The organism is Streptomyces sp. NPDC094032 (genome assembly GCF_040303965.1).
In the GTDB taxonomy this organism is placed as follows: domain Bacteria; phylum Actinomycetota; class Actinomycetes; order Streptomycetales; family Streptomycetaceae; genus Streptomyces.
Map to the genome: position 1 here is coordinate 67422 of NZ_JBEOUE010000014.1, position 24960 is coordinate 92381.

Consider the following 24960-nt stretch of genomic DNA (forward strand, 5'->3'; position numbering starts at 1 on the left):
CCGCCCCCGTGCACAGCCTCGTTCGAATCACCGCACGCTATCCCACCCGCCCCACCCGTCTACCCTGGACGTCGATCGATCCCCCGGTACAGGAGTGAAATGGCCGTCAACCTGGTCAATGTCGAGTCCGTCAGCAAGGTGTACGGCACCCGTGCGCTGCTCGACGGGGTCTCGCTCGGCGTCTCCGAAGGGGACCGGATCGGTGTCGTGGGGCGCAACGGAGACGGGAAGACCACCCTGATCCGGATGCTCGCCAAGCTGGAGGAGCCCGACACAGGCCGGGTCACCCAGAGCGGCGGGCTGCGGCAGGGCGTGCTCACCCAGCACGACTCGCTCGACCCGGCGGCGACCATCCGCCACGAGGTCATCGGCGTCATGGCCGACCACGAGTGGGCGGGCAGCGCCAAGATCCGCGATGTGCTCACCGGCCTCTTCGGCGGGCTCGACCTGCCCGGCTTCGAGAAGGGGCTCGACACCGTCATCGGGCCGCTCTCCGGCGGCGAGCGGCGGCGCATCGCGCTCGCCAAGCTGCTCATCGAGGACCAGGACCTGCTCGTCCTCGACGAGCCCACCAACCACCTCGACGTCGAGGGCATCGCCTGGCTCGCCGGGCACCTGCGCGAGCGGCGCTCCGCGCTCGTCTGCGTGACCCACGACCGCTGGTTCCTCGACCAGGTCTGCACCCGCATGTGGGACGTGCAGCGCGGCGCGGTCTACGAGTACGAGGGCGGCTACTCCGACTACGTCTTCGCCCGCGCCGAGCGCGAGCGGATCGCCGCCACGGAGGAGGTCAAGCGGCAGAACCTGGTCCGCAAGGAGCTCGCCTGGCTGCGCCGCGGCGCCCCCGCCCGTACCTCCAAGCCGCGCTTCCGGATCGAGGCCGCCAACGCGCTCATCGCGGACGTCCCGGAGCCCCGCGACGCCTCCGAGCTGATGAAGTTCGCCAACGCCCGGCTCGGCAAGACCGTCTTCGACCTGGAGGACGTGACCGTCACCGCCGGTCCGAAGACGCTCCTCAAGCACCTCACCTGGCAGCTCGGCCCCGGCGACCGCATCGGCCTGGTCGGCGTCAACGGCGCCGGCAAGACCTCGCTGCTCCGCGCCCTCGCCGAGGCCTCCCGCACCGCCGGCGAGGCGCAGCCGCCGGCCGGCAAGGTCGTGGTCGGCAAGACCGTGCGGCTCGCCTACCTCTCGCAGGACGTCACCGAACTCCCCGGCACCCTCAGGGTCCTGGAGGCCGTGCAGCAGATCCGTGACCGGGTCGACCTCGGCAAGGGCCGGGAGATGACGGCCGGGCAGCTCTGCGAGCAGTTCGGCTTCGGCAAGGACAAGCAGTGGACGCCGGTCGGCGACCTCTCCGGTGGCGAGCGGCGCCGTCTCCAGCTGCTGCGGCTGCTGATGGACGAGCCCAACGTGCTCTTCCTCGACGAGCCGACCAACGACCTCGACATCGAGACCCTGACGCAGCTGGAGGACCTGCTCGACGGCTGGCCGGGCTCGATGGTGGTCATCTCCCACGACCGCTTCTTCCTGGAGCGCACCACCGACCGGACCTTCGCGCTGCTCGGCGACCAGACGCTGCGGATGCTGCCGCGCGGGATCGACGAGTACCTGGAGCGCCGCCGGAAGATGATCGAGGCCGCCGTCCCGGCCGCCCCCGCCCAGGCCGCCGCGCCGAAGCAGGGCGTGTCGGCGGCGGACGCGCGCGCCGCGAAGAAGGAGCTGCAGAAGGTCGAGCGGCAGCTCGACAAGCTGTCCGACAAGGAGGCGAAGCTGCACGCCCAGATCGCGGACAACGCCACCGACTTCGAGAAGGTCGCGAAGCTGGACGCCGAGCTGCGCGAACTCGCAGGTGAGCGCGAGGAGCTGGAGATGCGCTGGCTGGAACTGGCCGAAGACGCGTAGAGATGTCGTAGAGGACGCGTAACGACGCCATTACGGGCCGGTCCTCCCTTGGGAACAAGGGGCGGACCGGTCTCTTTTGCGCCATCCGGTGAGTGGTAGAAAGAAAACCCGCTCACAAAAGGGGGAAGCGCTGATGACCCAGCCGCCAAGCAACCAGCCGCCGGGGGGTTTCGGCGCTCCGGACCCGAACGTCCCGCCGGTCCCGCCGATGCCTCCGCAGGTCCCGCCGGTCCCGCCGCAGGCCCCGCAGGCCCAGCCGGGCCCGTACGGGTACCCGCAGGGGGCCCCGCAGACGCCGCCGCCCGGACAGCCCGGACCGTACGGTCAGCAGCCCGGACCGTACGGCTATCCGCAGCAGCCCGGCCCGTACGCCCAGCAGCCGGGCCCCTACGGGCAGCAGCCCGGCCCCTACGGTCAGCAGCCGAACCCCTACGGGGGTTACCCGAGCGCCCCGATGCAGCAGACCCCGCCCCCCGGTGGCGGCGGCGGGAACCCCTTCAAGGGCAAGCCCGGCGTCATCGTGGCCGCGGCCGCCGCCGCGCTGCTCGTCATCGGCGGCGTCAGCTGGTTCGCGCTCAGCGGCGACGACGGGAAGGACCCGGTCGCCAAGCCGGACAAGTCCACCGCCACCACCGCCCCGAAGCCGACGGGCTCCGTCGACCAGGGCGACGGCAGCGGCGACGGCCAGAACGGCGACCAGAGCCTGAACGCCGGCCGCAAGGACGGCGAGGCGAAGATCGACTGGCTGCTGAAGAACAACGTCGACCTGCCGCGCAACGGCGCCGACGTCTTCGGCCCGTGGATCGTCGGCGACACCGTCGTCAAGGCCATGTACAAGGGCATCGACGGCTACAGCCTGTCCGACGGCTCCGCGAAGTGGCACATCGACACGCCCTTCGAGCTGTGCGCCGCGCCGCCGCAGCCCTCCGCCGACGGCGTCATGGTCTTCGCGTACAACGACAGCGCGGGCGACCGCGCCAAGTGCACGCAGATGCAGCAGGTCGACCTCAAGACCGGCAAGGCGGGCTGGAAGAAAGCCGTCCCGAAGGCCACCGGCCTCTTCGCCTTCTCCGACAACACCCTCGCCATCAGCGGCGGTACGGTCACCGCGGCCGGCTCCAGCTCCGCGTACGGCTTCTCGCTGGCCGACGGCAGGCAGCTGTTCGCCTCGCCGACCAGCGGCTGCAAGCCCTTCGCGTACGCGGGCGGCAGCAAGCTGATCGCCGCCTCCAAGTGCCCCTCCGGCGACGTGAACAAGCAGTCGCAGGCGGTCAGCGAGGTCGACCCGGCCACGGGCAAGCCCAAGTGGACCTTCAAGCTGGAGGCCAACTGGGAGGTGGACCGGGTGTACTCGGTCGACCCGCTGGTCGTCTCCGCCACCCAGCGCGAGCAGAAGAAGTGGGCGGTCTTCTCGCTCAGGGCCAACGGCACCGAGCGCTCGCAGATCCAGGGCGGCAACGACAAGTTCGCCCCCAGGTGCGGCGGCGCGTTCGTCGTCTTCGGCAAGAACCTCCAGGGCTGCACCGGCGTCGCCGCCGACCCGAACACCTTCTACATGGCGACCGAGACCGCGTACGGCACCCCCAACGAGGTCATCGCCTTCGACCTGAACACGGGCAAGCCCAAGTGGCGCTCCAAGGCGCCCGGCGAGCAGCAGATGACCCCGCTGCGGATGGAGGGCTCCGAGGTGCTGCTGTACGTCGAGCCGCGCTACGACACGGGCGGCTCGGTCGCGACCCTCGCCCCGACGGGTGGCGCGCCGAAGACGCTGCTCCAGTTCCAGGCGGCGGTCTCGACGGTCGAGAGCTCCTTCTACAGCGCCGGCTACGCCTACGGGAACGGCACCTTCGTGATCGCCGCGGGCCGGGTCTCCGCCTCCAACGACAAGGAGGAGAAGGAGGCCAAGACGATGATGGCGTACGGCAAGTGACGCCCCGCCCGTCCCGTCCCCGTCCCCTTCCCCACTCCGAGGTACCCACGTCATGACGCAGCCACCGCCACCGCCGAACCAGCCCCCGGGCGGCTTCGGCGCGCCGCAGGATCCGCCGCCGGGCGGCTTCGGCGCACCGCAGGACCCCCCGCCGGGCGGCTTCGGCGCACCCACGCCCCCGCCCGCGCAGCCGCCGTACGGCTACCCGCAGCAGCCGGGCCAGCCGCCCATGCCGCCGCAGGGCCAGCCCCCGTACGGCTACCCGCAGCAGCAGCCGCAGCCCCCGTACGGCCAGCCGCCCGCGCAGCCCCCGTACGGCCAGCCGCAGCAGCCGCCCTACGGCTACCCGACCCAGCCGCAGTACCCCCAGTACCAGCAGGCGCCCCCGCCGGGCTCCGGCGGCGGTGGCAAGAAGCTGTCGACGCAGATGCAGATCGTCATCGCGGCGGTCGTCGCCGTCGTGCTGATCGTCGGCGGCGGACTCTGGTACGCGAACTCCGGCGGGGGTGACGAGAAGGGCAAGGACGCCAAGGGCACCTCCGGCGGGACCACCACGGGCGGCGCCGACGGCGGTTCGGCCGGTGGTACGGGCGGCGGCGGCAAGGAGAAGGTCCCGGCGAGCACGGCGGCCAAGATGACCGTCCAGCTGCCGCAGCCCAAGGTGGAGGACGTCACCGACGTCTCCGGCTCCTGGATCACCGACAAGGCCTTCGTCAAGACCGGGGTCAACTCGGTCGTGGCGTACGACCTCGACAAGGGCACCGTGCTGTGGACGCTGCCGCTGACCGGCCAGGTCTGCGGCGCCTCCGCGCACGTCACCGCGGACGGGAAGACCCCGATCCTGTTCGAGGCGAGCAAGCGGCTGCCCCCGAAGAACTACCAGCCGTGCACCGAGGTCGGCCTGGTCGACCTGAACACCGGCAAGCTGGTCTGGTCGACCTCCGTCACCGGCGGCTCCGCGGGCGACAGCAAGGCGAAGTTCAGCGAGGTCACGCTGAGCGGCGCGACCGTCGCGGCCGGCGGCACCGACGGCGGCGCGGCCTTCGACGTCGCCAACGGCAACCCGCGCTGGAAGCCGCAGGCCAACGCCGACAACTGCTACGACATGGGGTACGGCGGCGGCGAGGGCCTGGTCGCGGCCCGCAAGTGCGGTCCGTACGGCAGCCAGTACGTGCTGATCCAGAACCTCAACCCGACCACGGGCGCCCCGATCGCGCAGTTCAAGATGCCCGCGGGCGTCGACTACGCCTCGGTCGTCTCCACCAAGCCGCTGGTGGTCGCCGCCGACGTCGGCGACGCCGCGACCGACGGCTCCGGCATCTCGGACTTCTTCTCCATCGACGAGAAGACCGGCAAGCTGAAGGCGAAGATCACGGCGGACTCCGAGCGCTACGCGGCCCGCTGCCGCTCCACCGAGGTGGAGAACTGCAGCAAGGTCGTGGTCGGCAACGGGCGGCTGTACCTGCCGACCGAGGAGCACGAGGGCAGCACCGGGGAGTACGGCGACGAGACCAACGAGATCGTCGCGTTCGACCTGGCCAGCGGGAAGCCGGTCCCGCAGAAGGCGGACGCGGGCGACCGCTACACGCTGGTGCCGCTGCGCATGGACGGCGGCAACATCATCGCGTACAAGCTGCCGCCCTACGACAAGGGCGGGCGGATCGTCTCCATCGACGGCGGCTCCATGAAGGAGACGACCCTCCTGGAGAACCCGGTGGAGAAGGGCTCCAACAGCCCCGAGCGGTCCTTCTCCTCGGACTACGCGGAGATCGACTACGCGGACGGGCGGCTCTTCCTGTCCGAGGTCATGATCGACAAGCAGCGTTCGGCGTCCTCCAGCAAGGAGTACCTCGTGGTGGGGTACAGCACCCGCTGACGCTCCGTCACCGTCCCGGCCCGGCGCACCGATCCACATCGGTGCGCCGGGCTGTTTGCATACGCCGCCGCTTGGCGAAGAATGCGACAGTCCGGCGGGGATCAGGGAGAGAAGGGGGGCCGCGTCGATGGGCGTTCGGCTCGTGGTGGTCGACGACCACCGACTGCACGCGGAGGCGCTGGCCTCGGCGCTGAAGCTGCGCGGGCACCGGGTGCTCGCGTCGGCGGCGCCGGTGGCGGGCGCGGCGGAGCTGGTGGTGAGCCGTGCGCCGGAGGTCTGTCTGCTGGGCACCTCGGCGCCGGCCGAACCGGGGGCCTTCGACCCGGTCGTACGGATCAAGCGGGAGCGCCCGCAGGTGGCCGTGGTGGTGCTGGGCCCGGTGCCCTCGCCGCGCGGCATCGCGGCGGCCTTCGCGGCCGGGGCCTCGGGTTATGTCCGGCACGACGAGCGCATCGAGGGCGTCGAGCGGGCGCTGGTGAAGGCCCGCGCGGGGGAGGCGGCGGTGGCGCCGCAGCTGCTCCAGAGCGCCTTCGCGGAGCTGCTCAACCCGGCGGCGCAGCCCGACGACGAGGGGCAGCGGCTGCTGCGGCTGCTCACCCCGCGCGAGGCGGAGGTCCTGGTCCGGGTGGCCGAGGGGGAGGACACCCGGGTCATCGCGGCGGGGATGGCCATCGCGCCGAGCACGGCGCGGACGCATGTGCAGCGGGTGCTGATGAAGCTGGGCGTCGGCTCGCGCCTGGAGGCGGCGGCGCTGGCGGCGCGCACGGGGCTGCTCGACCGGGTGCCGGTGCAGCGGCGCGGCTGACTCTCTTCACGCTCTTCCGAGTGGTCGATCGCGGGGGAGTGTTGACCTTCGATGTTTGATTGTGGTTTTTTATGGGTGGTTATGTTGGATGGAGGCTGTGGGAGGCCGTCCGCCGTGAAGAGCACCGCCGTGAAGAAGGTCGCCGTGAAGAAGACCGTCACCCAGCTCGCCGACGGGCGTCAGCTCATCTACTTCGACGCGCACGGAGGCGCCGCCCGCGACGCCGTCGACCGCCGGTCCCTCGATCCCGTCGTCTCCGCCTCCGAGGTCCGCCACGACCCCCTCCTCGGCGAGTCCGTCGCCATCGCCTCGCACCGGCAGGGCCGGATCTACCACCCGCCCGCCGACACGTGCCCGCTCTGCCCCTCCACCGAGGCGTGGCACAGCGAGATCCCGGCCGACGCCTACGAGGTGGCGGTCTTCGAGAACCGCTTCCCGTCCCTCTCCGGGGCCGCGGGCCGCTGCGAGGTCGTCTGCTTCACCTCCGACCACCGGGCCTCCTTCGCCGAGCTCACCGAGGAGCGGGCCGCCCTCGTCCTCGCCGCCTGGACCGACCGCACCGCCGAGCTGTCCGCCCGCCCCGGCGTCCAGCAGGTCTACTGCTTCGAGAACCGGGGCGCCGAGATCGGCGTCACCCTGGCCCACCCGCACGGCCAGATCTACGCCCTCTCGTACGTGACGCCCCGCACCGCCACCATGCTCCGCAACGCCGTCGCGCACCGCGCCGCCACCGGGCGCAACCTCTTCGACGACGTCCTGGCCCGGGAGCGGGCCGGGGAGCGGGTGGTGCTCGCGGGGGAGCACTGGACCGCCTTCGTGCCGTACGCCGCCCGCTGGCCGTACGAGGTCCACCTCTACCCGAACCGGCGGACCGGCGACCTCACGGAGCTCGACGAGGACGCCCGCGCGGAGCTCCCGGGGATCTATCTGGAACTGCTGCGCCGCTTCGACCGGATCTTCGGTACGGACGAGCCGCCGACGCCCTACATCGCCGCCTGGCACCAGGCGCCGGTGACCGGCGCGGGCCGCGAGGAGTTCGCCCTGCACCTGGAGCTTTTCACCGTCCGCCGGGCCTCTGGCAAGCTGAAGTACCTCGCGGGCACCGAGTCCGGCATGGGCGCGTTCATGAACGACGTGTCGCCGGAGTCCGCGGCCGACAGACTCCGAGAGGTGGCAAGCAGTTGAGCAAGGCAGCGACGTCGAAGTACCTGGTGACCGGTGGGGCGGGCTATGTGGGCAGCACGGTCGCCGCCCACCTCCTGGAGGCGGGGCACCAGGTCACCGTCCTCGACGACCTCTCCACCGGCTTCCGGGAGGGCGTCCCCGCCGGGGCGGAGTTCATCGAGGGCCGCATCCAGGACGCCGCCAAGTGGCTCGACTCCAGCTACGACGGCGTGCTGCACTTCGCCGCCTTCTCCCAGGTCGGCGAGTCCGTCGCCAACCCCGGGAAGTACTGGGAGAACAACGTCGGCGGCACCATGGCGCTGATCGCCGCCATGCGCGAGGCCGGCGTGCGCCGCCTGGTGTTCTCCTCGACCGCCGCCACCTACGGCGAGCCGGAGACCGTGCCGATCACGGAGGCCGCGCCGACCGCGCCGACCAACCCGTACGGCGCGACCAAGCTGGCCGTCGACCACATGATCACCGGCGAGTGCGCCGCGCACGGCCTGGCCGCCGTCTCGCTGCGCTACTTCAACGTGGCCGGCGCCTACAAGGAGTGCGGCGAGCGGCACGACCCCGAGTCGCACCTCATCCCGCTGGTCCTCCAGGTCGCCCTCGGGCAGCGCGCCGCGATCAACGTCTACGGCGACGACTACCCGACGCCCGACGGCACCTGCGTCCGCGACTACATCCACGTCGCCGACCTCGCCGAGGCCCACCTGCTGGCCCTGGACGCGATGACCGCGGGCGAGCACCTGATCTGCAACCTCGGCAACGGCAACGGCTTCTCCGTGCGGGAGGTCGTCGAGACCGTCCGCAAGGTCACCGGCCACCCGGTGCCCGAGGTCATGGCCGAGCGCCGCGCCGGGGACCCGGCCGTGCTCGTCGCCTCGGCCGACACGGCGCGCGAGCGCCTCGGCTGGAACCCGTCCCGCCCGGACCTGGCGGCCATCGTCGAGGACGCGTGGGCGTTCACCCGGAAGAAGGAGCAGGGCCAGGCATGAGCACGGTCGCGGCGGAGTTCGGCGCGCTGTACGGAGCGGCTCCCGACGGGGTCTGGGCCGCTCCCGGGCGGGTCAACCTGATCGGCGAGTACACCGACTTCAACGAGGGTCTGGTCCTCCCGCTGGCTCTGCCGCACACGGCCGTGGCCGCCGTCTCCCGCCGGGACGACGGCGTGCTGCGGCTGCACTCCGCCGACGTGGACGGCGGCGTCGTCCAGCTCGACGTCGCCACCCTGGAGCCGCCGGCAGCGGCTGCTTCCGGGGCCTCCGGACACGGCTGGGCCGCGTACCCCGCCGGGGTCGTATGGGCGCTGCGGGCGGCCGGGCACCCGGTCACCGGCGCGGACATCCACCTCGCGTCCACGGTGCCGTCGGGCGCCGGGCTCTCCTCCTCCGCCGCCCTGGAGGTCGTCACCGCCCTCGCCCTGAACGACCTGTTCGGGCTCGGGCTCTCCCGCCCCGAGCTCGCGCTGCTCGCCCAGCGGGCGGAGAACGCGTTCGTCGGCGTGCCGTGCGGGGTGATGGACCAGATGGCCTCCGCGTGCGCCACCGAGGGCCACGCCCTGTACCTGGACACCCGCGACCTGTCGTACCGGCAGGTGCCGTTCGACCTCGCCGCCCGGGGGCTGTGCCTGCTGGTCGTCGACACCCGGGTGAAGCACGCCCTCGGGGACGGCGCGTACGCGGAGCGGCGCGCCGGGTGCGAGGCAGGTGCGCGGGCGCTCGGCGTGCGCGCGCTGCGTGATGTCTCCGCCGCGCATCTGTCCGATTCCCTCGCCCGTTTGGGCGATGAAACGATTCGTCGCTATGTCCGGCACGTCGTCTCCGACGACGCCCGGGTCGAGCGGGTGATCGCCCTCCTGGACGCCGGGGACCCCCACGCGGTGGGCGCCCTGCTCACCGAGGGCCACGTCTCGCTCCGCGACGACCTGCGGGTCTCCTGCCCCGAACTGGACCTCGCGGTCGAGGCGGCGAACGCGGCGGGCGCCCTCGGCGCCCGGATGACCGGCGGCGGCTTCGGCGGCTCGGCGGTCGTCCTGGTGGCGGCGGACACGGCGGACGCGGTCGCCGCGGCGGTCGTGAAGGCCTTCGCCGAGGCGGGCCACACGGCCCCCGGCATCTTCCCCGCGGTCCCCTCGGCGGGCGCCCGCCGAGTGGCCTGACGAGCGCCCGCCGGGCACTCGCCGGGCGGCCCACCGGGCGCTCGACAGGCGGTCCGACCGGCCCCGACTCCCCCATACGGACGCACAGTTCCGCGATTCGGCCTCCACCGGCGCGCCGCACCCTTACCCTGGTGCGCAGCGCCGGTGGGGGCCGGTGCTGATCAGGGGTATCGAGACCCGCCGGGTACGGCGCCCGGGGCGGGGTAACTGTCAGGGCACGGCGGCGGCCGTGCGATCGGCGGACCCGCCCCCGGCGTCGTGCCCGCGCCGGGCCGTTCCTCGACACTTGGGGGTGTCCGTGGCCCGTATCCGGGTTCTGGTGGTGGACGATCACCGTATCTTCGCCGAGTCGCTCGCAGCCGCACTCGCGGCGGAGCCCGACGTCGACGTCACCGCCGCGGGCAGCGGCCCGGCCGCGCTGCGCTGCCTGGACCGGGGCGCGGGGGAGGGGCGGCGCTTCGACGTGATGCTGGTCGACGCCGATCTGGGCGGCGGCGACGGGATCGCGCTGGTGGCGGGGGTGCGCGAGGGGCGGCCGACGCTGCGCAGCGTGGTCCTCGCGGAGAAGGACGACGCCCACCGGGCGGCGCTCGCGCTCCAGGCGGGTGCCTGGGGGTGGGTGGCCAAGGACTGCTCGCTGCAACGGCTGCTCGCCGTGGTGCGCGGGGTGCTGCGGGACGAGACGCATCTGCCGCCGGCGCTGCTCACGGGGGTGCTGCGGGAGCTGACGGAGGCCCGCAAGCACCGGACGGAGAGCGAGCGGCTGGTGGAGTCGCTGACCCCGCGCGAGCGGGAGGTGCTGCGCTGCATGGTGGCGGGGCTCGGCCGCAAGGCGGTCGCGGAGCGCCTGTTCCTGTCGCCGCACACGGTCCGCACCCATATGCAGAACGTGCTGGGCAAGCTGGGCGTCCACTCGACGCTGGCCGCCGTGGCGCTGGCCCGCCGTGCGGGGGTCGGCCCGGCGGAGGAGCCGGGGGCCCTAGCCGGGGATGTTGTCGAACGGGGCGGTCAGCTGGCGTAGCAGCGCGGCCAGTTCGCCGCGTTCGGTGCGGGAGAGGCGGGCCAGGATGGCCCGCTCCTGGGCGAGCAGCCCGGCGAGCGCCTGGTCGGCGCGGTCGCGGCCCTCGGGGGTGAGGCGGACCAGCACGCCGCGCCGGTCGCTGGGGTCGGGCAGCCGCTCGACCAGGCCCTTCTTGGTGAGCCGGTCGATGCGGTTGGTCATGGTGCCCGAGGTGACCAGGGTCTGGGTGAGCAGCTGGCCGGGGGAGAGCTGGTAGGGCGCGCCGGCCCGGCGGAGCGAGGTCAGGACGTCGAACTCCCAGGGCTCCAGCTGGTGCTCGGAGAAGGCGAGCCGACGGGCGCGGTCGAGGTGCCGGGCCAGGCGTGAGACACGGCTGAGCACCTCGAGCGGTTCCACGTCGAGGTCCGGGCGCTCTCGGCGCCATGCAGCGACCAGCCGGTCGACCTCGTCCTCCATGACGATCAGTGTAGAGGGTCTGTTGACATAAAGTCTCTTGGTATTAAGTCTCTCGTTCTCAAGTATCTTGATCACGACAATCTTGACGTGGAGATATAGTCTCCTTGACTATGGGGAAGGGACCGGGCCGGAACTCCGTTCCGCTTCGGCAACTCGTTCCAGCAAGGGGGCTTCGAACATGCATTCCGTGGAATCCGCCGCACCGACATGGGACCCGCAGCAGTACCTGCGCCACGCCGGACACCGCACCCGTCCGTTCCTCGATCTGCTCGCCCGAATACAGCAGTTGCCCGACACCGGCGGCCGGCCGGCCCGGATCGCCGACCTCGGCTGCGGCCCGGGCAACGTCACCGCGCTCCTCGCCGACCGCTGGCCCGAGGCCCACATCACCGGCCTCGACCTGTCGCCCGAGATGCTGGAGCGGGCCGAGAAGGACTGGGCGGGCACCACGGCGGGCGGCGGCTGGCTCGACTTCCGGGCGGCCGACGCGGCCCACTGGACGCCGGAGGAGCCGTACGACCTGATCGTGTCCAACGCGGCCCTCCAGTGGGTGCCGAACCACCCCGAGTCCTTCGCCCCCTGGATCGCGGGACTGCGCCCCGGCGGCACCTTCGCCTTCCAGGTCCCCGGCAACTTCACCGCGCCCAGCCACGCCCTGCTCGGCGAGCTCTGCGAGACCCCCGAGTGGCGCGGCCGGGTCGGCGACCAGGGGCGGCGCTACGTCCACATCCTCGAACCGGCCGACTACCTCCAGCGGCTCGCCGACCTCGGCTGCGCGACGGACGTCTGGGAGACCACGTACTACCAGCTGCTCACCGGCGAGGACCCCGTCCTCGACTGGGTGAAGGGCACCGCGCTGCGCCCCGTCCTCACCGCCCTCAGGGGCGACCGCGCCGCCACCGAGGCCTTCCTCGCCCAGTACCGCGAACGGCTCCGCGAGGCCTACCCGCCGGGACCGCACGGCACCGCGTTCCCGTTCCGGAGAATCTTCGCCATCGCCACGAAGGCCTGATACGGGGACGGGGGCGCCGCTCGCGCGCGACGCCCCCGTCCCCGGCCTCCGCGGCCGTCAGTTCTTGCGGTGCCCGATCAGGCGCGGCTTCTGCTCCATGCCGTCCAGGCCGTGCCAGGCCAGGTTCACCAGATGCGCCGCGACCTCCGCCTTCTTCGGCTTGCGGACGTCCAGCCACCACTGGCCGGTCAGCGCCACCATGCCCACCAGCGCCTGCGCGTACAGCGGGGCCAGCTTCGGGTCGAAGCCGCGGGTCTTGAACTCCAGACCCAGGATGTCCTCCACCTGCGTGGCGATGTCGCTGATCAGCGAGGCGAAGGTGCCCGTCGACTGGGCCACCGGCGAGTCGCGGACCAGGATCCGGAAGCCGTCCGTGTAGCGCTCGATGTAGTCCAGCAGGGCGAACGCCGCCTGTTCGAGCAGCTCGCGCGGGTGGCCCGCGGTCAGCGCCCCGGTCACCATGTCCAGGAGCTGACGCATCTCCCGGTCCACCACGACCGCGTACAGGCCCTCCTTGCCGCCGAAGTGCTCGTACACCACCGGCTTGGAGACCCCGGCCTTCGCCGCGATCTCCTCCACCGACGTGCCCTCGAAGCCCTTCTCCGCGAACAGCGTGCGCCCGATGTCGAGGAGCTGCTCCCGGCGCTCCGCACCCGTCATCCGCACCCGGCGGCCGCGCCGGGGCTTCGGTTCACCCGTACTGCCGGTCCTGCCTGTGCTGCCTGTACTGCCTGTATTGCTGGGGATCGCCACGTCTTCCATCATGCCGCGTCGGCGGGCGCGCTCTGGCGCCGGGCTTCGATGCGGGCCGCCGCCGGCCAGCGCACGTCGTGCGCCCAGCCCAGCTGCTCGAACCAGCGGATCAGCCGCGCGCTGGAGTCCACCTGGCCCTTGAGGACGCCGTGCCGGGCCGAGGTCGGGTCGGCGTGGTGCAGGTTGTGCCAGGACTCGCCGCAGGACAGCACCGCGAGCCACCACACGTTGCCCGAGCGGTCCCGCGACTTGAAGGGGCGCTTGCCCACCGCGTGGCAGATCGAGTTGATCGACCAGGTGACGTGGTGCAGCAGCGCCACCCGGACCAGGGAGCCCCAGAAGAACGCCGTGAACGCGCCCCACCACGACATCGTCACCAGACCGCCCACCAGCGGCGGGATCGCCAGCGACACGACGGTCCAGAACACGAACTGGCGGGAGATGCCCCGGATCACCCGGTCCTTGATCAGATCGGGCGCGTACGTGTGCTGCGGCGTCTGCTCCTCGTCGAACATCCAGCCGATGTGCGCCCACCACAGCCCCTTCATCAGGGCCGGTACGGTCTCCCCGAAGCGCCACGGCGAGTGCGGGTCGCCCTCCGCGTCCGAGAACTTGTGGTGCTTGCGGTGGTCCGCCACCCAGCGCACCAGCGGCCCCTCGACCGCCAGCGAACCCATGATCGCCAGCGCGATCCGCAGCGGGCGCTTCGCCTTGAACGAGCCGTGCGTGAAGTAGCGGTGGAAGCCGATCGTGATGCCGTGGCAGCCGATGAAGTACATCGCCGTCATGAGCCCCAGATCCAGCCAGCTCACCCCCCAGCCCCAGGCCAGCGGGACCGCCGCGAGCACGGCCAGGAACGGCACCGTGATGAACAGCAGCAGCGTGATCTGCTCGATCGAACGCTTGCTGTCACCGCCCAGCGTGGCGGACGGCAGGTCCGGGGCGGTTCCGCGCACCTCGGCAGCGGATTCCGAGGTCACCTCGGGGCTGATGGTCATGGGTGTCCCCTGGGGGCTGAGAGGGAGAGCGGGTACGAGAAGAAGCCGAGGCTACGGTCCCGTAACCTACGGCGACGTAAGTATGGCAGCGCGTCGGCGCGCGGCAAGAGTGCCTAAGCCGGGGCGTTGCCCGTGCCGCCGGAACGGACACCTATCCTGGGTGCGTCGGACAGCGCGGTCCGCAAGCCTCCAGTACCCCTCCAGACGTGCTCAAACACTGCAAGGAGCCGCACCTGTGAGCAGTGCCGACCAGACCTCCACAGCCAGCGCCGAGCTGCGCTCCGACATCCGCCGACTGGGCGACCTGCTGGGCGAGACGCTCGTCCGCCAGGAGGGCCCGGAGCTCCTGGACCTCGTCGAGAAGGTCCGCCGCCTCACCCGCGAGGACGGCGAGGCCGCCGCCGAGCTGCTGCGCGGCGTCGAGCTGGAGACCGCCGCCCGCCTGGTGCGCGCCTTCTCCACCTACTTCCACCTGGCCAACGTCACCGAGCAGGTGCACCGCGGCCGCGAGATGCGCGAGAAGCGTGCCGCCGAGGGCGGGCTGCTCGCCCGTACGGCCGACATGCTCAAGGACGGCGACCCCGCCCACGTACGCGAGACGATCAAGAACCTCAACGTACGGCCGGTCTTCACCGCCCACCCCACCGAGGCCGCCCGCCGCTCGGTCCTCAACAAGCTGCGGCGCATCGCCGTGCTCCTGGAGACCCCGGTCATCGAGGCCGACCGGCGCCGCCACGACCTGCGGCTCGCCGAGAACATCGACCTCATCTGGCAGACCGACGAGCTCCGGGTGGTCCGGCCCGAGCCCGCCGACGAGGCCCGTAACGCCATCTACTACCTCGACGAGCTGCACGCCAACGCCGTCGGCGACGTCCTGGAGGACCTCGCCGCCGAGCTGGACCGGGTCGGCTTCGAACTGCCCGCCGGCACCCGCCCGCTCACCTTCGGCACCTGGATCGGCGGCGACCGCGACGGCAACCCCAACGTGACCCCGCAGGTCACCTGGGACGTGCTGATCCTCCAGCACGAGCACGGCATCACAGACGCCCTCGAACTCGTCGACTACCTGCGCGGACTGCTCTCCAACTCCATCCGCTACACCGGCGCCACCCAGGAGCTCCTGGACTCGCTCCAGGCCGACCTGGAGCGCCTGCCGGAGATCAGCCCCCGCTACAAGCGGCTCAACGCCGAGGAGCCCTACCGGCTCAAGGCCACCTGCGTCCGCCAGAAGCTGGTCAACACCCGCGAGCGGCTCGCCACCGGCACCCCGCACGTCGAGGGCCGCGACTACCTCGGCACCGCCGAGCTGCTGCGCGACCTCACCCTGATCCAGACCTCGCTGCGCGAGCACCGCGGCGGGCTGTTCGCCGACGGCCGGATGGACCGCACCATCCGCACCCTGTCCGCGTTCGGCCTCCAGCTCGCCACCATGGACGTACGCGAGCACGCCGACGCCCACCACCACGCCCTCGGCCAGCTCTTCGACCGGCTCGGCGAGGAGTCCTGGCGCTACTCCGACATGCCGCGCGAGTACCGGCAGAAGCTGCTCGCCAAGGAGCTCAGGTCGCGCCGCCCGCTGGCGCCCACGCCCGCCCCGCTCGACGCGGCGGGACAGAAGACCCTCGGCGTCTTCCACACCGTCAAGGAGGCCTTCGAGCGCTTCGGCCCGGAGGTCATCGAGTCCTACATCATCTCGATGTGCCAGGGCGCCGACGACGTCTTCGCCGCCACCGTCCTCGCCCGCGAGGCCGGCCTGATCGACCTGCACGCCGGCTGGGCCGAGATCGGCATCGTGCCGCTCCTGGAGACCACCGACGAGCTCAAGGCCGCCGACGTCATCCTCAACGACATGCTGGCCGACCCCTCCTACAGGCGCCTCGTCTCGCTGCGCGGCGACGTCCAGGAGGTCATGCTCGGCTACTCGGACTCCTCCAAGTTCGGCGGCATCACCACCTCCCAGTGGGAGATCCACCGCGCCCAGCGCCGGCTGCGCGACGTCGCCCACCGCTACGGCGTACGGCTGCGCCTCTTCCACGGCCGCGGCGGCACCGTCGGCCGCGGCGGCGGCCCCTCGCACGACGCGATCCTCGCCCAGCCCTGGGGCACCCTGGAGGGCGAGATCAAGGTGACCGAGCAGGGCGAGGTCATCTCCGACAAGTACCTGATCCCGTCGCTGGCCAGGGAGAACCTGGAGCTCACGGTCGCCGCCACGCTCCAGGCCTCCGCCCTGCACACCGCGCCGCGCCAGTCCGACGAGTCGCTGGCCCGCTGGGACGCGGCCATGGACACCGTCTCGGACGCCGCCCACACCGCGTACCGCAAGCTGGTCGAGGACCCCGGTCTGCCGGCGTACTTCCTCGCCTCCACCCCGGTCGACCAGCTCGCCGACCTGCACCTGGGCTCGCGGCCCGCCCGTCGCCCCGGCTCCGGCGTCTCGCTCGACGGACTCCGCGCCATCCCGTGGGTGTTCGGCTGGACCCAGTCCCGCCAGATCGTCCCGGGCTGGTTCGGCGTCGGCTCCGGCCTCAAGGCGCTGCGCGAGGCCGGCCTCGAAGCGGTCCTCGGCGAGATGCACGAGCGCTGGCACTTCTTCCGCAACTTCCTCTCCAACGTCGAGATGACGCTGGCGAAGACCGACCTGCGGATCGCCCGCCACTACGTCGACACCCTCGTCCCGGACGAGCTCAAGCACGTCTTCGACACCATCGAGGCCGAGCACGCGCTCACCGTCGCCGAGGTCCTCAAGGTGACGGGCGGCCAGAAGCTGCTCGACTCCAACCCGGTGCTCCAGCAGACCTTCGCCATCCGCGACGCCTACCTGGACCCGATCTCCTACCTCCAGGTCGCCCTGCTGGCCCGTCAGCGGGCCGCGGCCGCGGCCGGCGAGGACCCGGACCCGCTGCTCTCCCGCGCGCTCCTGCTCACGGTGAACGGCGTGGCGGCGGGTCTGCGCAACACCGGCTGACGCGCCCTGATCCTGCTCTAGCCGGACACGACAGTGCCCCCGCGGGATTCCCGCGGGGGCACTGTCATGACGGCGTGGTGTGTCAGTGCTGCTGGGCCTTGCGGCGGCGCATCACCAGGAGGGCGCCGGCACCCGCGAGGGCGGCGGCGACGGCGGCGAGGATGCCGATCGGGGCGCTGGAGCCGGTCGTGGCCAGGTTGCCCTCGCCGGAACCGCCGGTGCCCTCGGTGCCGTTGGTGCCCGCGGTGGCGCCGGGGGTGGAGGCGGAGGCGGACGGGGACGCGGAGGAGCCCGGGGTCTCGGTGCCGGTGGACGGGGTGCCGGAGGGCGTGCCGGACGGGGTGCCGGACGGGGTGCCCGTGCTCGGGGTGCCGGACGGGGCGACGCCCGGGGTCTCCGTGCCCGTGCCGGGGGTGCCGGGGGTGCCGGGCTGGTCCGGGGTGGGCTGGTCCGGGGTGGGCTGGCCGGGCACGACCGGGGTGACGGGCTTCTCCTCGCCGGGCTCGCAGTCGGTCTTGAAGACCTTCTGCTTGGCGCGGCCGTTCTCGCCCTCGAAGTTCCAGAACAGCTTGTACTGGCCGTTCGGGAGGGTCATGTCCGCGGTGCGCTCGTGGCCGTCACCGTCGAGGACGATGGTGCCCTCCTTGACGGTGACGCCCTTGTCCTGCTCGTTGTTGGCCCAGGCCTCGATGTGCCACTGGACCTTCTGGTCGGCGTCGAAGCCGAAGGCGTCCAGGTAGAACGAGCAGACCTTCGGCTCGTTCTTCCGGAGCTCCTCGCCGGTCTTCGAGTCGTGGATCTTCACGGTGCCGTTGTCACCGTGCGGGTTGCCGCTGGCGAAGGCGCTCGGCGCCAGGACCAGGGAGCCTGCCATGGCGGCGACAAGCGCGCCGGCGGGTATGAGGGATCGTCGCATGGGCAGTCGTCCATCTATGGGAATGAGGGATGTGCCGTGGGGGATGGCGGAGGCAGCCTATCCGTAGCTTTAAGTCACCCTTAACCCAAGGGTTCATAACGATCCCGGCGAGATCACGCCACCATGTCCGAAATCGTCAGAGCGCGAAGAATGCGGCCAGCAACAGCGCCGCCCCCGCCCCCGCCACCGACCACGCCGTCCTCGGCAGCCGCATCCCGCCGCCGATCAGCGGCGCCGCCAGCAGCAGCGCCCCGCCCAGCGGCAGCCACGCGTGCAACCCGCCGCCCCAGCCCGTACGGACCGCCTCCCGCGTCCCCGGCTTCACCACCACCGGCAGGGTGTCGCCCTTCTCGGCGGCCACCGAGTGCGCGATCGTCACCGCCCGCAGCTCCGAGGCCGGGTCGTCCGGCACGTAACGGCCGCTGCACGTCTCGTCGGTGCACCCCGTCACCGTCAGCGTGCCGTGCTCCCGCCCCTTCGCGAGCAGTACGTGCTGGGCCGTGTCCCAGGAGGACCAGGCGCCCGCGACGAGCAGGAGCAGGACGGCGAGGGCCATGGCGGCGTTACGGGCGAGCGTCATGACCCGCGATCGTACAGTCGTACCCGTACGGTGAGCCGCCGGCGGCCTACGGGCCGTACCCGTCCTACGAGTTGTACGCGGACTGCGCCCGCTCCAGGCCCTCCGTCACCAGACACTCCACCGCGTCCGCCGCCCGGTCCACGAAGTAGTCCAGCTCCTTGCGCTCGGTCGACGAGAAGTCCTTCAGGACGAAGTCCGCGACCTGCATACGGCCCGGCGGCCGCCCGATGCCGAAGCGCAGCCGGTGGTACTCCGCGCCCATCGACTTCGTCATCGACTTCAGGCCGTTGTGCCCGTTGTCGCCGCCGCCGATCTTCAGCCGCAGCACCCCGTAGTCGATGTCCAGCTCGTCGTGGACCGCCACGATGTGCGCCGTCGGCACCTTGTAGAAGTCCCGCAGGGCCGTCACAGGACCCCCCGACAGGTTCATGAACGACATCGGCTTCGCCAGCACGACCCGCCGGTTGGCCGGTCCGGGCGGGCCCATCCGGCCCTCCACGACCTGCGCCTGCGCCTTCTGCGCCCGCTTGAACTTGCCGCCGATCCGCTCGGCCAGCAGGTCGGCCACCATGAAGCCCACGTTGTGCCGGTTGCGCTCGTACTCAGGGCCCGGATTGCCGAGGCCGACGATCAGCCAGGGGGCGTTCGCGTCGTCCGTCATCTGCGTCACGTCTCCTCGAATGCGTACAGACAGAAAGAAACGGGGTGGCGGGCCGTTCCCGGCCCGTCACCCCGTCACGTCAAGCAGAGCCTACGGCTCAGGCCTCGGCGCCCTCGGCGGCCTCGGTCTCGCCCTCGGCGGCCGGCTCCTCGGCCTGCGCGGCCAGGACCTGCAGGACGACGGCGTCGCCCTCGGTCACCAGGGTCACGCCGGCGGGCAGGGCGATGTCCTGCGCCAGGACGGAGGCACCGGCCTCCAGGCCCTCGACGGAGACCGTGACGGCCTCGGGGAGGCGGGTGGCCTCGGCCTCGACGGAGAGGGTGCCCAGGACGTGCTCCAGCAGGTTGCCACCGGCGGCCAGCTCGCCCTCGGCGGTGACCGGAACCTCGACGGTGACCTTCTCGCCGCGCTTCACGAGGAGCAGGTCGACGTGCTCCAGGAAGCCCTTCAGCGGGTCGCGCTGGGCGGCCTTCGGGATCGCCAGCTCGTTGCGGCCCTCGATGTCCAGGGACAGCAGGACGTTCGGGGTACGCAGCGCCATCTGGAGCTCGTGGGCCGGGAGGGTCACGTGGACCGGGTCCGAGCCGTGGCCGTAGAGGACACCGGGAACCTTGGCGTCACGACGGATCTTGCGGGCGGCGCCCTTGCCGAACTCCGAGCGGAGCGTAGCGGCGATCTTGACCTCGGACATGTGCACTCCTCGTATGGGTGGTGACGGTTGCGACTGTCACCCGGCCACGACTGGCGATGGCCTGCTACGAAGAGCGCGTCGATAACGGACCGCCGGGATCCACAGGATCCGGCCTCCCTCGCCGAGCAACCACGACAGTCTAACGGCAGGGCACCCGGCACCCAAATGGATCACCCCCGGCCGCTCTCCGGCGGGGTACGCGTAAGGGCCGCCTCCCCAGGGAGACGGCCCTTACGCGAACCTATGAGCTATACGGCTCAGTGCTCCTCGAAGAGGCTCGTCACCGAACCGTCCTCGAACACCTCACGCACCGCGCGCGCGATCGTCGGCGCGATCGACAGCACCGTGATCTTGTCGAGCTCCAGCGAACCCGGGTCCGGCAGGGTGTCCGTGAAGACGAACTCGCTGACCTTGGAGTTCTTCAGGCGATCGGCGGCCGGGCCCGACAGGATGCCGTGCGTGGCCGTCACGATGACGTCCTCCGCGCCGTGCGCGAACAGGGCGTCCGCGGCCGCGCAGATCGTGCCCGCGGTGTCGACCATGTCGTCCACCAGGACGCACACGCGGCCCTTGACGTCACCGACGACCTCGTGGACGGTCACCTGGTTGGCGACGTCCTTGTCACGCCGCTTGTGGACGATCGCCAGCGGCGCGTCCAGGCGGTCGCACCAGCGGTCCGCCACGCGCACGCGGCCGGCGTCCGGGGACACGATCGTCAGCTTCGAGCGGTCGACCTTCGCGCCCACGTAGTCCGCGAGGACCGGCAGCGCCGACAGGTGGTCCACCGGGCCGTCGAAGAAGCCCTGGATCTGGTCCGTGTGCAGGTCGACCGTGAGGATCCGGTCCGCACCCGCGGTCTTCAGCAGATCGGCGACCAGACGGGCCGAGATCGGCTCACGGCCGCGGTGCTTCTTGTCCTGACGGGCGTAGCCGTAGGACGGCACGATCACGGTGATGCTCCGGGCCGAGGCCCGCTTCAGAGCATCGATCATGATCAGCTGCTCCATGATCCACTTGTTGATCGGAGCCGTGTGGCTCTGGATCAGGAAGCAGTCCGCGCCACGGGCCGACTCCTGGAAGCGGACGTAGATCTCACCGTTGGCGAAGTCGAAAGCCTTGGTCGGCACGATGCCGACACCCAGCTGGTGTGCGACCTCCTCGGCCAGCTCGGGGTGGGCGCGGCCGGAGAAGAGCATCAGCTTCTTCTCGCCGGTCGTCTTGATCCCGGTCACAGCACTGTCTCCTCGACGGTTTCTCTGGCCGCGACCCGCGCTCCCGTGCGCGTGTGCGAACCAGCCGAATTTGTGTGCACGTATCACGGTACGCCGAGTTCGGCGTACTCGTTTCCGGTCAGCTTTCGCCGACAGAGTTCTCCGACGCGGCCTGAGCCGCCTGCGCGGCCGCGCTGCCGGGCCGCTTCCGGGCCACCCAGCCCTCGATATTCCGCTGCTGGCCACGGGCGACGGCCAGCGAACCCGGCGGCACGTCCTTCGTGATCACGGACCCGGCGGCGGTGTACGCCCCGTCCCCGATCGTGATGGGTGCCACAAACATGTTGTCCGAACCCGTACGGCAGTGGGAACCGATCGTCGTGTGGTGCTTCGCCTCGCCGTCGTAGTTCACGAAGACGCTCGCCGCGCCGATGTTCGTGTACTCGCCGATGGTCGCGTCACCCACGTACGACAGATGGGGGACCTTCGTGCCCTCGCCCACCACCGCGTTCTTCATCTCGACGTACGTGCCGGCCTTCGCCTTCGCGCCCAGCTTCGTCCCCGGACGGAGGTACGCGAAGGGGCCCACCGACGCGCCCTCGCCGACGACGGCGGAGTCGGCGACGGTGTTGTCCACCCGCGCGCCGCTCGCCACGGTCGTGTCCGTCAGGCGCGTGTTCGGACCCACCACGGCGTCCTCGCCGACGTGCGTCGCGCCCAGCAGCAGCGTGTTCGGCAGCACCACCGCGTCCGGCTCGAACGTCACCGTGACGTCCACGAACGTCGAACCCGGGTCCACCACGGTCACGCCGGCGAGCATGGCCCGCTCAAGCAGCCGCCGGTTCAGCAGCGTGCGCGCCTCCGACAGCTGCACCCGGTTGTTGATCCCCAGGATCTCCCGGTGGTCGGCGGCGACCGAAGCGCCCACCCGGTGCCCGGCCTCACGCAGGATGGACAGCACATCGGTCAGGTACTCCTCGCCCTGGCTGTTGTCCGTCCGCACCTTGCCCAGCGCGTCCGCGAGCAGCGTCCCGTCGAAGGCGAAGACCCCGGAGTTGATCTCCCGGATCGCGCGCTGCGCGTCGGAGGCGTCCTTGTGCTCCACGATCGCGGTCACGGCGCCGGTGGCCTCGTCCCGCACGATCCGCCCGTAGCCGGTCGCGTCCGGGACCTCGGCGGTCAGCACGGTCACGGCGTTGCCGTCCGAGGCGTGCGTCGCGGCGAGCGCGCGCAGCGTCTCGCCGGACAGCAGCGGGGTGTCGCCGCAGACCACGACGACGGTCCCCTCGGGCGCCCGCCCGAGCTCCGCGAGCGCGGTCCGCACCGCGTGCCCGGTCCCGTTCTGCTCCTCCTGCACGGCGGTCCGCGTCCCCGCGTACCGCTCGTCCAGATGCCCCTTGACCCGCTCCCGGGCGTGCCCGACGACCACGATCAGATCCTCGGGCTCCAGCTCACGGGCGGCGGAGACGACATGCCCGACGAGCGAACGCCCGGCGATCTCGTGCAGGACCTTGGGCGTCTTCGACTTCATGCGGGTGCCCTCACCCGCCGCGAGGACGACGACGGCGGAGGCCATCGCTTGGGGGAGGTTGGCGCTCACGGGAATGCCCTTCGGCTTCGGGTGGGTGGACTTCCGAAGGATACCGGGGGGTACTGGGCGGGGTATGAGTAAGGGTCCCGACCTGACCGGTCGGGACCCTCGTTCCGTCGGCTCCCCTGCCAGGACTCGAACCCGGACATAGGACTCCAAAGGTCCCAGTGCTGCCGATTACACCACAGGGGATAGCTAAGTCGACCAAATCGGACATCGTGTGGTGCTGATCGAGTCGACGGCACCTACTATGCCGCACCACCAGCCCTCGATGCGACGGTAAAGCGCGCCGCTCCGGCCGTCGGCGGGGGTGGGTAATTCGCTGGTGCTCGCCCGTAGGGTGGGAGGCATGACCACAACGGGGGCAGACCGGGACGCTGTGGGCGCGCGCGCCGTGCGTACCTGGTGGTGGTGGGGGAGACGGCGCAGTGTGGTGCTGGATGTGACGCTGGCCGTCGTGTCCGCGCTGGAGTGCGGGCTCGAAGGGATCGGCTTCGCCGGGAAGGCGTCGCTGCCGGTGCCCGTCGGGGTGCTGTTCGGCCTGATCGTGGGGTCCGTGCTGCTCGTGCGGCGCCGCTGGCCGATCACCGTCGTGCTCGTGTCGATCGCCGTCACGCCCGCCGAGATGGGCTACCTGATGGGCATCGTCGGCCTCTACTCGCTGGCCGCCTCCGAGGTGCCCCGCCGTTTCACCGCCGCGCTCGCCGGCATGTCCACGGTCGCCGTCTACATCGTGACGATGGTCAGGCTCCGCCAGGACGTCGCCCAGGCCGAGGTGAGCCAGCAGGACTTCGACCCCAGCGGCTGGTACGTGCCGGTCGTCTCCCTCTTCATGACCCTGGGCCTGAACGCCCCGCCGGTGCTCTTCGGCCTCTACATAGGCGCCCGGCGCCGCCTCATGGAGTCGCTGCGCGAGCGCGCCGACAGCCTGGAGCAGGAGCTGTCGCTGCTCGCTGACCGGGCCGAGCAGCGTGCCCAGTGGGCGCGCCAGGAGGAGCGGACGCGCATCGCGCGCGAGATGCACGACGTGGTGGCGCACCGGGTGTCGCTGATGGTGGTGCACGCGGCGGCGTTGCAGGCGGTGGCCTTGAAGGACCCGCAGAAGGCCGTACGGAACGCGGCGCTCGTGGGTGACATGGGCCGGCAGGCGCTGACGGAGCTGCGGGAGATGCTGGGGGTGCTCCGCGAGGAGGTCCCGACGGCCTCCCCGGCGCTGCCGCTCGCGGCCGTCGGCCGCGCCGCCGCTGCCGCCGCCGAGGCCGCCGCGGCGGACGGCGGCCCGTGCCTGGACGCCCTGGAGACGCTGGTCGAGCAGTCGCGGCAGGCGGGCGCCGTCGTCGAGTTCGTGGTGATGGGCGAGCCCCGGGCGTACGGGGCGCAGGTGGAGCAGACGGCGTACCGGGTGGTCCAGGAGGCGCTGACCAACGTGCACAAGCACGCGGCGGGCGCCGAGGTCGTGGTGCGTCTGGCGCACCGCGCGGCCGAGGTCGCGATGCAGGTGGAGAACGGCCCGTCGGACGCGACGGCCGCCGACGCGCATCTGCCGAGCGGTGGGAACGGGCTCGTCGGGATGCGGGAGCGGGTGTCGGGTCTGGGCGGGGTGTTCGTGTCGGGTCCGACGGACGCGGGCGGTTTCCGGGTGAGCGCGGTGCTGCCGGTGGCGGCGGGTGCGGCGGGGGCTGCGGGGGAGGCTCTTTAGAGAGCGGGGCTCTCTAAAGAGGTGTCCGTGCCCCTCGGCCCTCAGCCCTCCGCCACCAGCCGCGTGGGCTGCGTCCCCGTGATGAGGGTGGACAGGGCCGCGTCGATGTCCCGGCCCAGGTACCAGTCGCCGGTGTGGTCGATGCTGTAGACGCGTCCTTCGACGTCCATCGCGAGGACCGCCCGGTGCTCGCTCTCCTCGCCGAGCGGGGCGAGCTCGGTGTCGAGGGCGCGGCCGAGGTCGCCGAGGGTGCGGGCGAGGTGGATGCCGGCGAGGGGGTCGAAGCGTACGGCGGCGGGGGCTATCTGGCGCCCGTGGCCCGGCGCGGTGATGTGCAGGCCGCCGAATTCGGCCCAGGCCTCGACGGCGGCGGGGAAGACGCTGTGCCGGTGTCCGGCGGGTGTGGCGTGGGCGCGCAGGGTGTCGGCCCATTCTTCGGCCAGCTTGATGTCCCAGCGGCCGGGCTGCCAGCCGGCCTCGCGCAGGGCGGCGTCGACGTTGACCGGGAATCGGGTGCTGTTCAGGTCGGGCATGGGGTGTGGTTCAGCCGTTCTCGCCGCGG

21 protein-coding genes and 1 tRNA gene are annotated in these 24960 nt (G+C 71.8%); 11 read left to right on the forward strand and 11 right to left on the reverse strand.

The features are described from left to right. Positions 1 to 99: 99 nt before the first annotated feature. The 8 genes from ABTZ54_RS20765 to ABTZ54_RS20800 all read left to right on the forward strand — a co-directional run bounded on the left by ABTZ54_RS20765 (position 100) and on the right by ABTZ54_RS20800 (position 10865). Positions 100 to 1905, forward strand: coding sequence for an ABC-F family ATP-binding cassette domain-containing protein (locus ABTZ54_RS20765; RefSeq protein WP_351665241.1), 1806 nt, complete (start codon positions 100 to 102; stop codon positions 1903 to 1905). Between the two features lie 133 nt (positions 1906 to 2038). After that, on the forward strand, positions 2039 to 3835 hold the full coding sequence (locus tag ABTZ54_RS20770; protein WP_351665243.1) for an outer membrane protein assembly factor BamB family protein: 1797 nt from the start codon (positions 2039 to 2041) through the stop codon (positions 3833 to 3835). A 52-nt stretch (positions 3836 to 3887) separates the two neighbouring features. After that, positions 3888 to 5711: an outer membrane protein assembly factor BamB family protein gene (locus tag ABTZ54_RS20775; protein WP_351665245.1), complete on the forward strand. Its 1824-nt coding sequence runs from the start codon at positions 3888 to 3890 to the stop codon at positions 5709 to 5711. 127 nt (positions 5712 to 5838) lie between these two features. Beyond that, a complete protein-coding gene (locus ABTZ54_RS20780) occupies positions 5839 to 6516 on the forward strand; it encodes a response regulator transcription factor (protein WP_351665247.1) in 678 nt (225 codons plus the stop codon). A 144-nt stretch (positions 6517 to 6660) separates the two neighbouring features. After that, on the forward strand, positions 6661 to 7701 hold the full coding sequence (galT, locus tag ABTZ54_RS20785) for a galactose-1-phosphate uridylyltransferase (RefSeq protein WP_351665487.1): 1041 nt from the start codon (positions 6661 to 6663) through the stop codon (positions 7699 to 7701). Further along, a complete protein-coding gene (gene galE, locus ABTZ54_RS20790; protein WP_351665249.1) occupies positions 7698 to 8681 on the forward strand; it encodes a UDP-glucose 4-epimerase GalE in 984 nt (327 codons plus the stop codon). Before galT ends, galE begins: the two co-directional genes overlap by 4 nt. After that, positions 8678 to 9844 carry a galactokinase gene (galK, locus tag ABTZ54_RS20795; RefSeq protein ID WP_351665251.1) on the forward strand — a complete coding sequence of 389 codons (1167 nt, stop codon included), beginning with the start codon at positions 8678 to 8680 and terminating at the stop codon, positions 9842 to 9844. Before galE ends, galK begins: the two co-directional genes overlap by 4 nt. A gap of 298 nt (positions 9845 to 10142) precedes the next feature. Beyond that, positions 10143 to 10865: a LuxR C-terminal-related transcriptional regulator gene (locus ABTZ54_RS20800; protein WP_351665253.1), complete on the forward strand. Its 723-nt coding sequence runs from the start codon at positions 10143 to 10145 to the stop codon at positions 10863 to 10865. Here ABTZ54_RS20800 and ABTZ54_RS20805 read toward each other — a convergent pair. After that, positions 10824 to 11321 (reverse strand): MarR family winged helix-turn-helix transcriptional regulator, encoded by a 498-nt coding sequence (locus ABTZ54_RS20805; protein WP_046906954.1) that lies wholly within the window; start codon positions 11319 to 11321, stop codon positions 10824 to 10826. The genes ABTZ54_RS20800 and ABTZ54_RS20805 overlap by 42 nt on opposite strands. A 178-nt stretch (positions 11322 to 11499) precedes the next feature. Between ABTZ54_RS20805 and ABTZ54_RS20810 the strand changes: the two genes are divergently transcribed. Further along, entirely contained in the window at positions 11500 to 12333 is an 834-nt protein-coding gene (locus ABTZ54_RS20810) for a trans-aconitate 2-methyltransferase (protein ID WP_351665255.1), read from the forward strand. Positions 12334 to 12390: 57 nt separating this feature from the next. On the opposite strand, the gene ABTZ54_RS20815 is transcribed toward ABTZ54_RS20810, so the two are convergent. Both ABTZ54_RS20815 and ABTZ54_RS20820 read right to left on the reverse strand, forming a co-directional pair. Then, positions 12391 to 13095 carry a TetR family transcriptional regulator gene (locus ABTZ54_RS20815; RefSeq protein ID WP_502997289.1) on the reverse strand — a complete coding sequence of 235 codons (705 nt, stop codon included), beginning with the start codon at positions 13093 to 13095 and terminating at the stop codon, positions 12391 to 12393. Further along, a complete protein-coding gene (locus tag ABTZ54_RS20820) occupies positions 13095 to 14084 on the reverse strand; it encodes an acyl-CoA desaturase (protein ID WP_351665259.1) in 990 nt (329 codons plus the stop codon). The genes ABTZ54_RS20815 and ABTZ54_RS20820 overlap by 1 nt, the downstream gene beginning before the upstream one ends. Before the next feature lie 235 nt (positions 14085 to 14319). On the opposite strand from ABTZ54_RS20820, the gene ppc reads away from it, so the two are divergent. After that, positions 14320 to 17049 carry a phosphoenolpyruvate carboxylase gene (gene ppc, locus ABTZ54_RS20825; protein ID WP_351665261.1) on the forward strand — a complete coding sequence of 910 codons (2730 nt, stop codon included), beginning with the start codon at positions 14320 to 14322 and terminating at the stop codon, positions 17047 to 17049. Positions 17050 to 17131: 82 nt separating this feature from the next. Here the strand turns inward: ppc and ABTZ54_RS20830 are convergent, their stop codons facing one another. The 7 genes from ABTZ54_RS20830 to ABTZ54_RS20860 all read right to left on the reverse strand — a co-directional run bounded on the left by ABTZ54_RS20830 (position 17132) and on the right by ABTZ54_RS20860 (position 22891). After that, a complete protein-coding gene (locus ABTZ54_RS20830; RefSeq protein WP_351665263.1) occupies positions 17132 to 17965 on the reverse strand; it encodes an LAVTG motif-containing sortase-dependent surface protein in 834 nt (277 codons plus the stop codon). 136 nt (positions 17966 to 18101) lie between these two features. Further along, a complete protein-coding gene (locus ABTZ54_RS20835) occupies positions 18102 to 18545 on the reverse strand; it encodes a hypothetical protein (protein ID WP_351665265.1) in 444 nt (147 codons plus the stop codon). A 64-nt stretch (positions 18546 to 18609) separates the two neighbouring features. Then, positions 18610 to 19206 carry an aminoacyl-tRNA hydrolase gene (gene pth / locus ABTZ54_RS20840; protein WP_351665489.1) on the reverse strand — a complete coding sequence of 199 codons (597 nt, stop codon included), beginning with the start codon at positions 19204 to 19206 and terminating at the stop codon, positions 18610 to 18612. A 97-nt stretch (positions 19207 to 19303) separates the two neighbouring features. Next, positions 19304 to 19897, reverse strand: coding sequence for a 50S ribosomal protein L25/general stress protein Ctc (locus ABTZ54_RS20845; RefSeq protein ID WP_351665267.1), 594 nt, complete (start codon positions 19895 to 19897; stop codon positions 19304 to 19306). Between the two features lie 257 nt (positions 19898 to 20154). Then, entirely contained in the window at positions 20155 to 21129 is a 975-nt protein-coding gene (locus tag ABTZ54_RS20850) for a ribose-phosphate diphosphokinase (RefSeq protein WP_351665269.1), read from the reverse strand. 118 nt (positions 21130 to 21247) lie between these two features. Further along, positions 21248 to 22708 (reverse strand): bifunctional UDP-N-acetylglucosamine diphosphorylase/glucosamine-1-phosphate N-acetyltransferase GlmU, encoded by a 1461-nt coding sequence (glmU, locus tag ABTZ54_RS20855; RefSeq protein ID WP_351665282.1) that lies wholly within the window; start codon positions 22706 to 22708, stop codon positions 21248 to 21250. Between the two features lie 111 nt (positions 22709 to 22819). Beyond that, positions 22820 to 22891 (reverse strand) — tRNA-Gln (locus tag ABTZ54_RS20860). Between the two features lie 157 nt (positions 22892 to 23048). Between ABTZ54_RS20860 and ABTZ54_RS20865 the strand changes: the two genes are divergently transcribed. Beyond that, positions 23049 to 24398 (forward strand): sensor histidine kinase, encoded by a 1350-nt coding sequence (locus ABTZ54_RS20865; protein WP_351665283.1) that lies wholly within the window; start codon positions 23049 to 23051, stop codon positions 24396 to 24398. A 41-nt stretch (positions 24399 to 24439) separates the two neighbouring features. On the opposite strand, the gene ABTZ54_RS20870 is transcribed toward ABTZ54_RS20865, so the two are convergent. Continuing rightward, entirely contained in the window at positions 24440 to 24931 is a 492-nt protein-coding gene (locus tag ABTZ54_RS20870; RefSeq protein ID WP_351665285.1) for an SUKH-3 domain-containing protein, read from the reverse strand. Positions 24932 to 24960 lie beyond the last annotated feature (29 nt).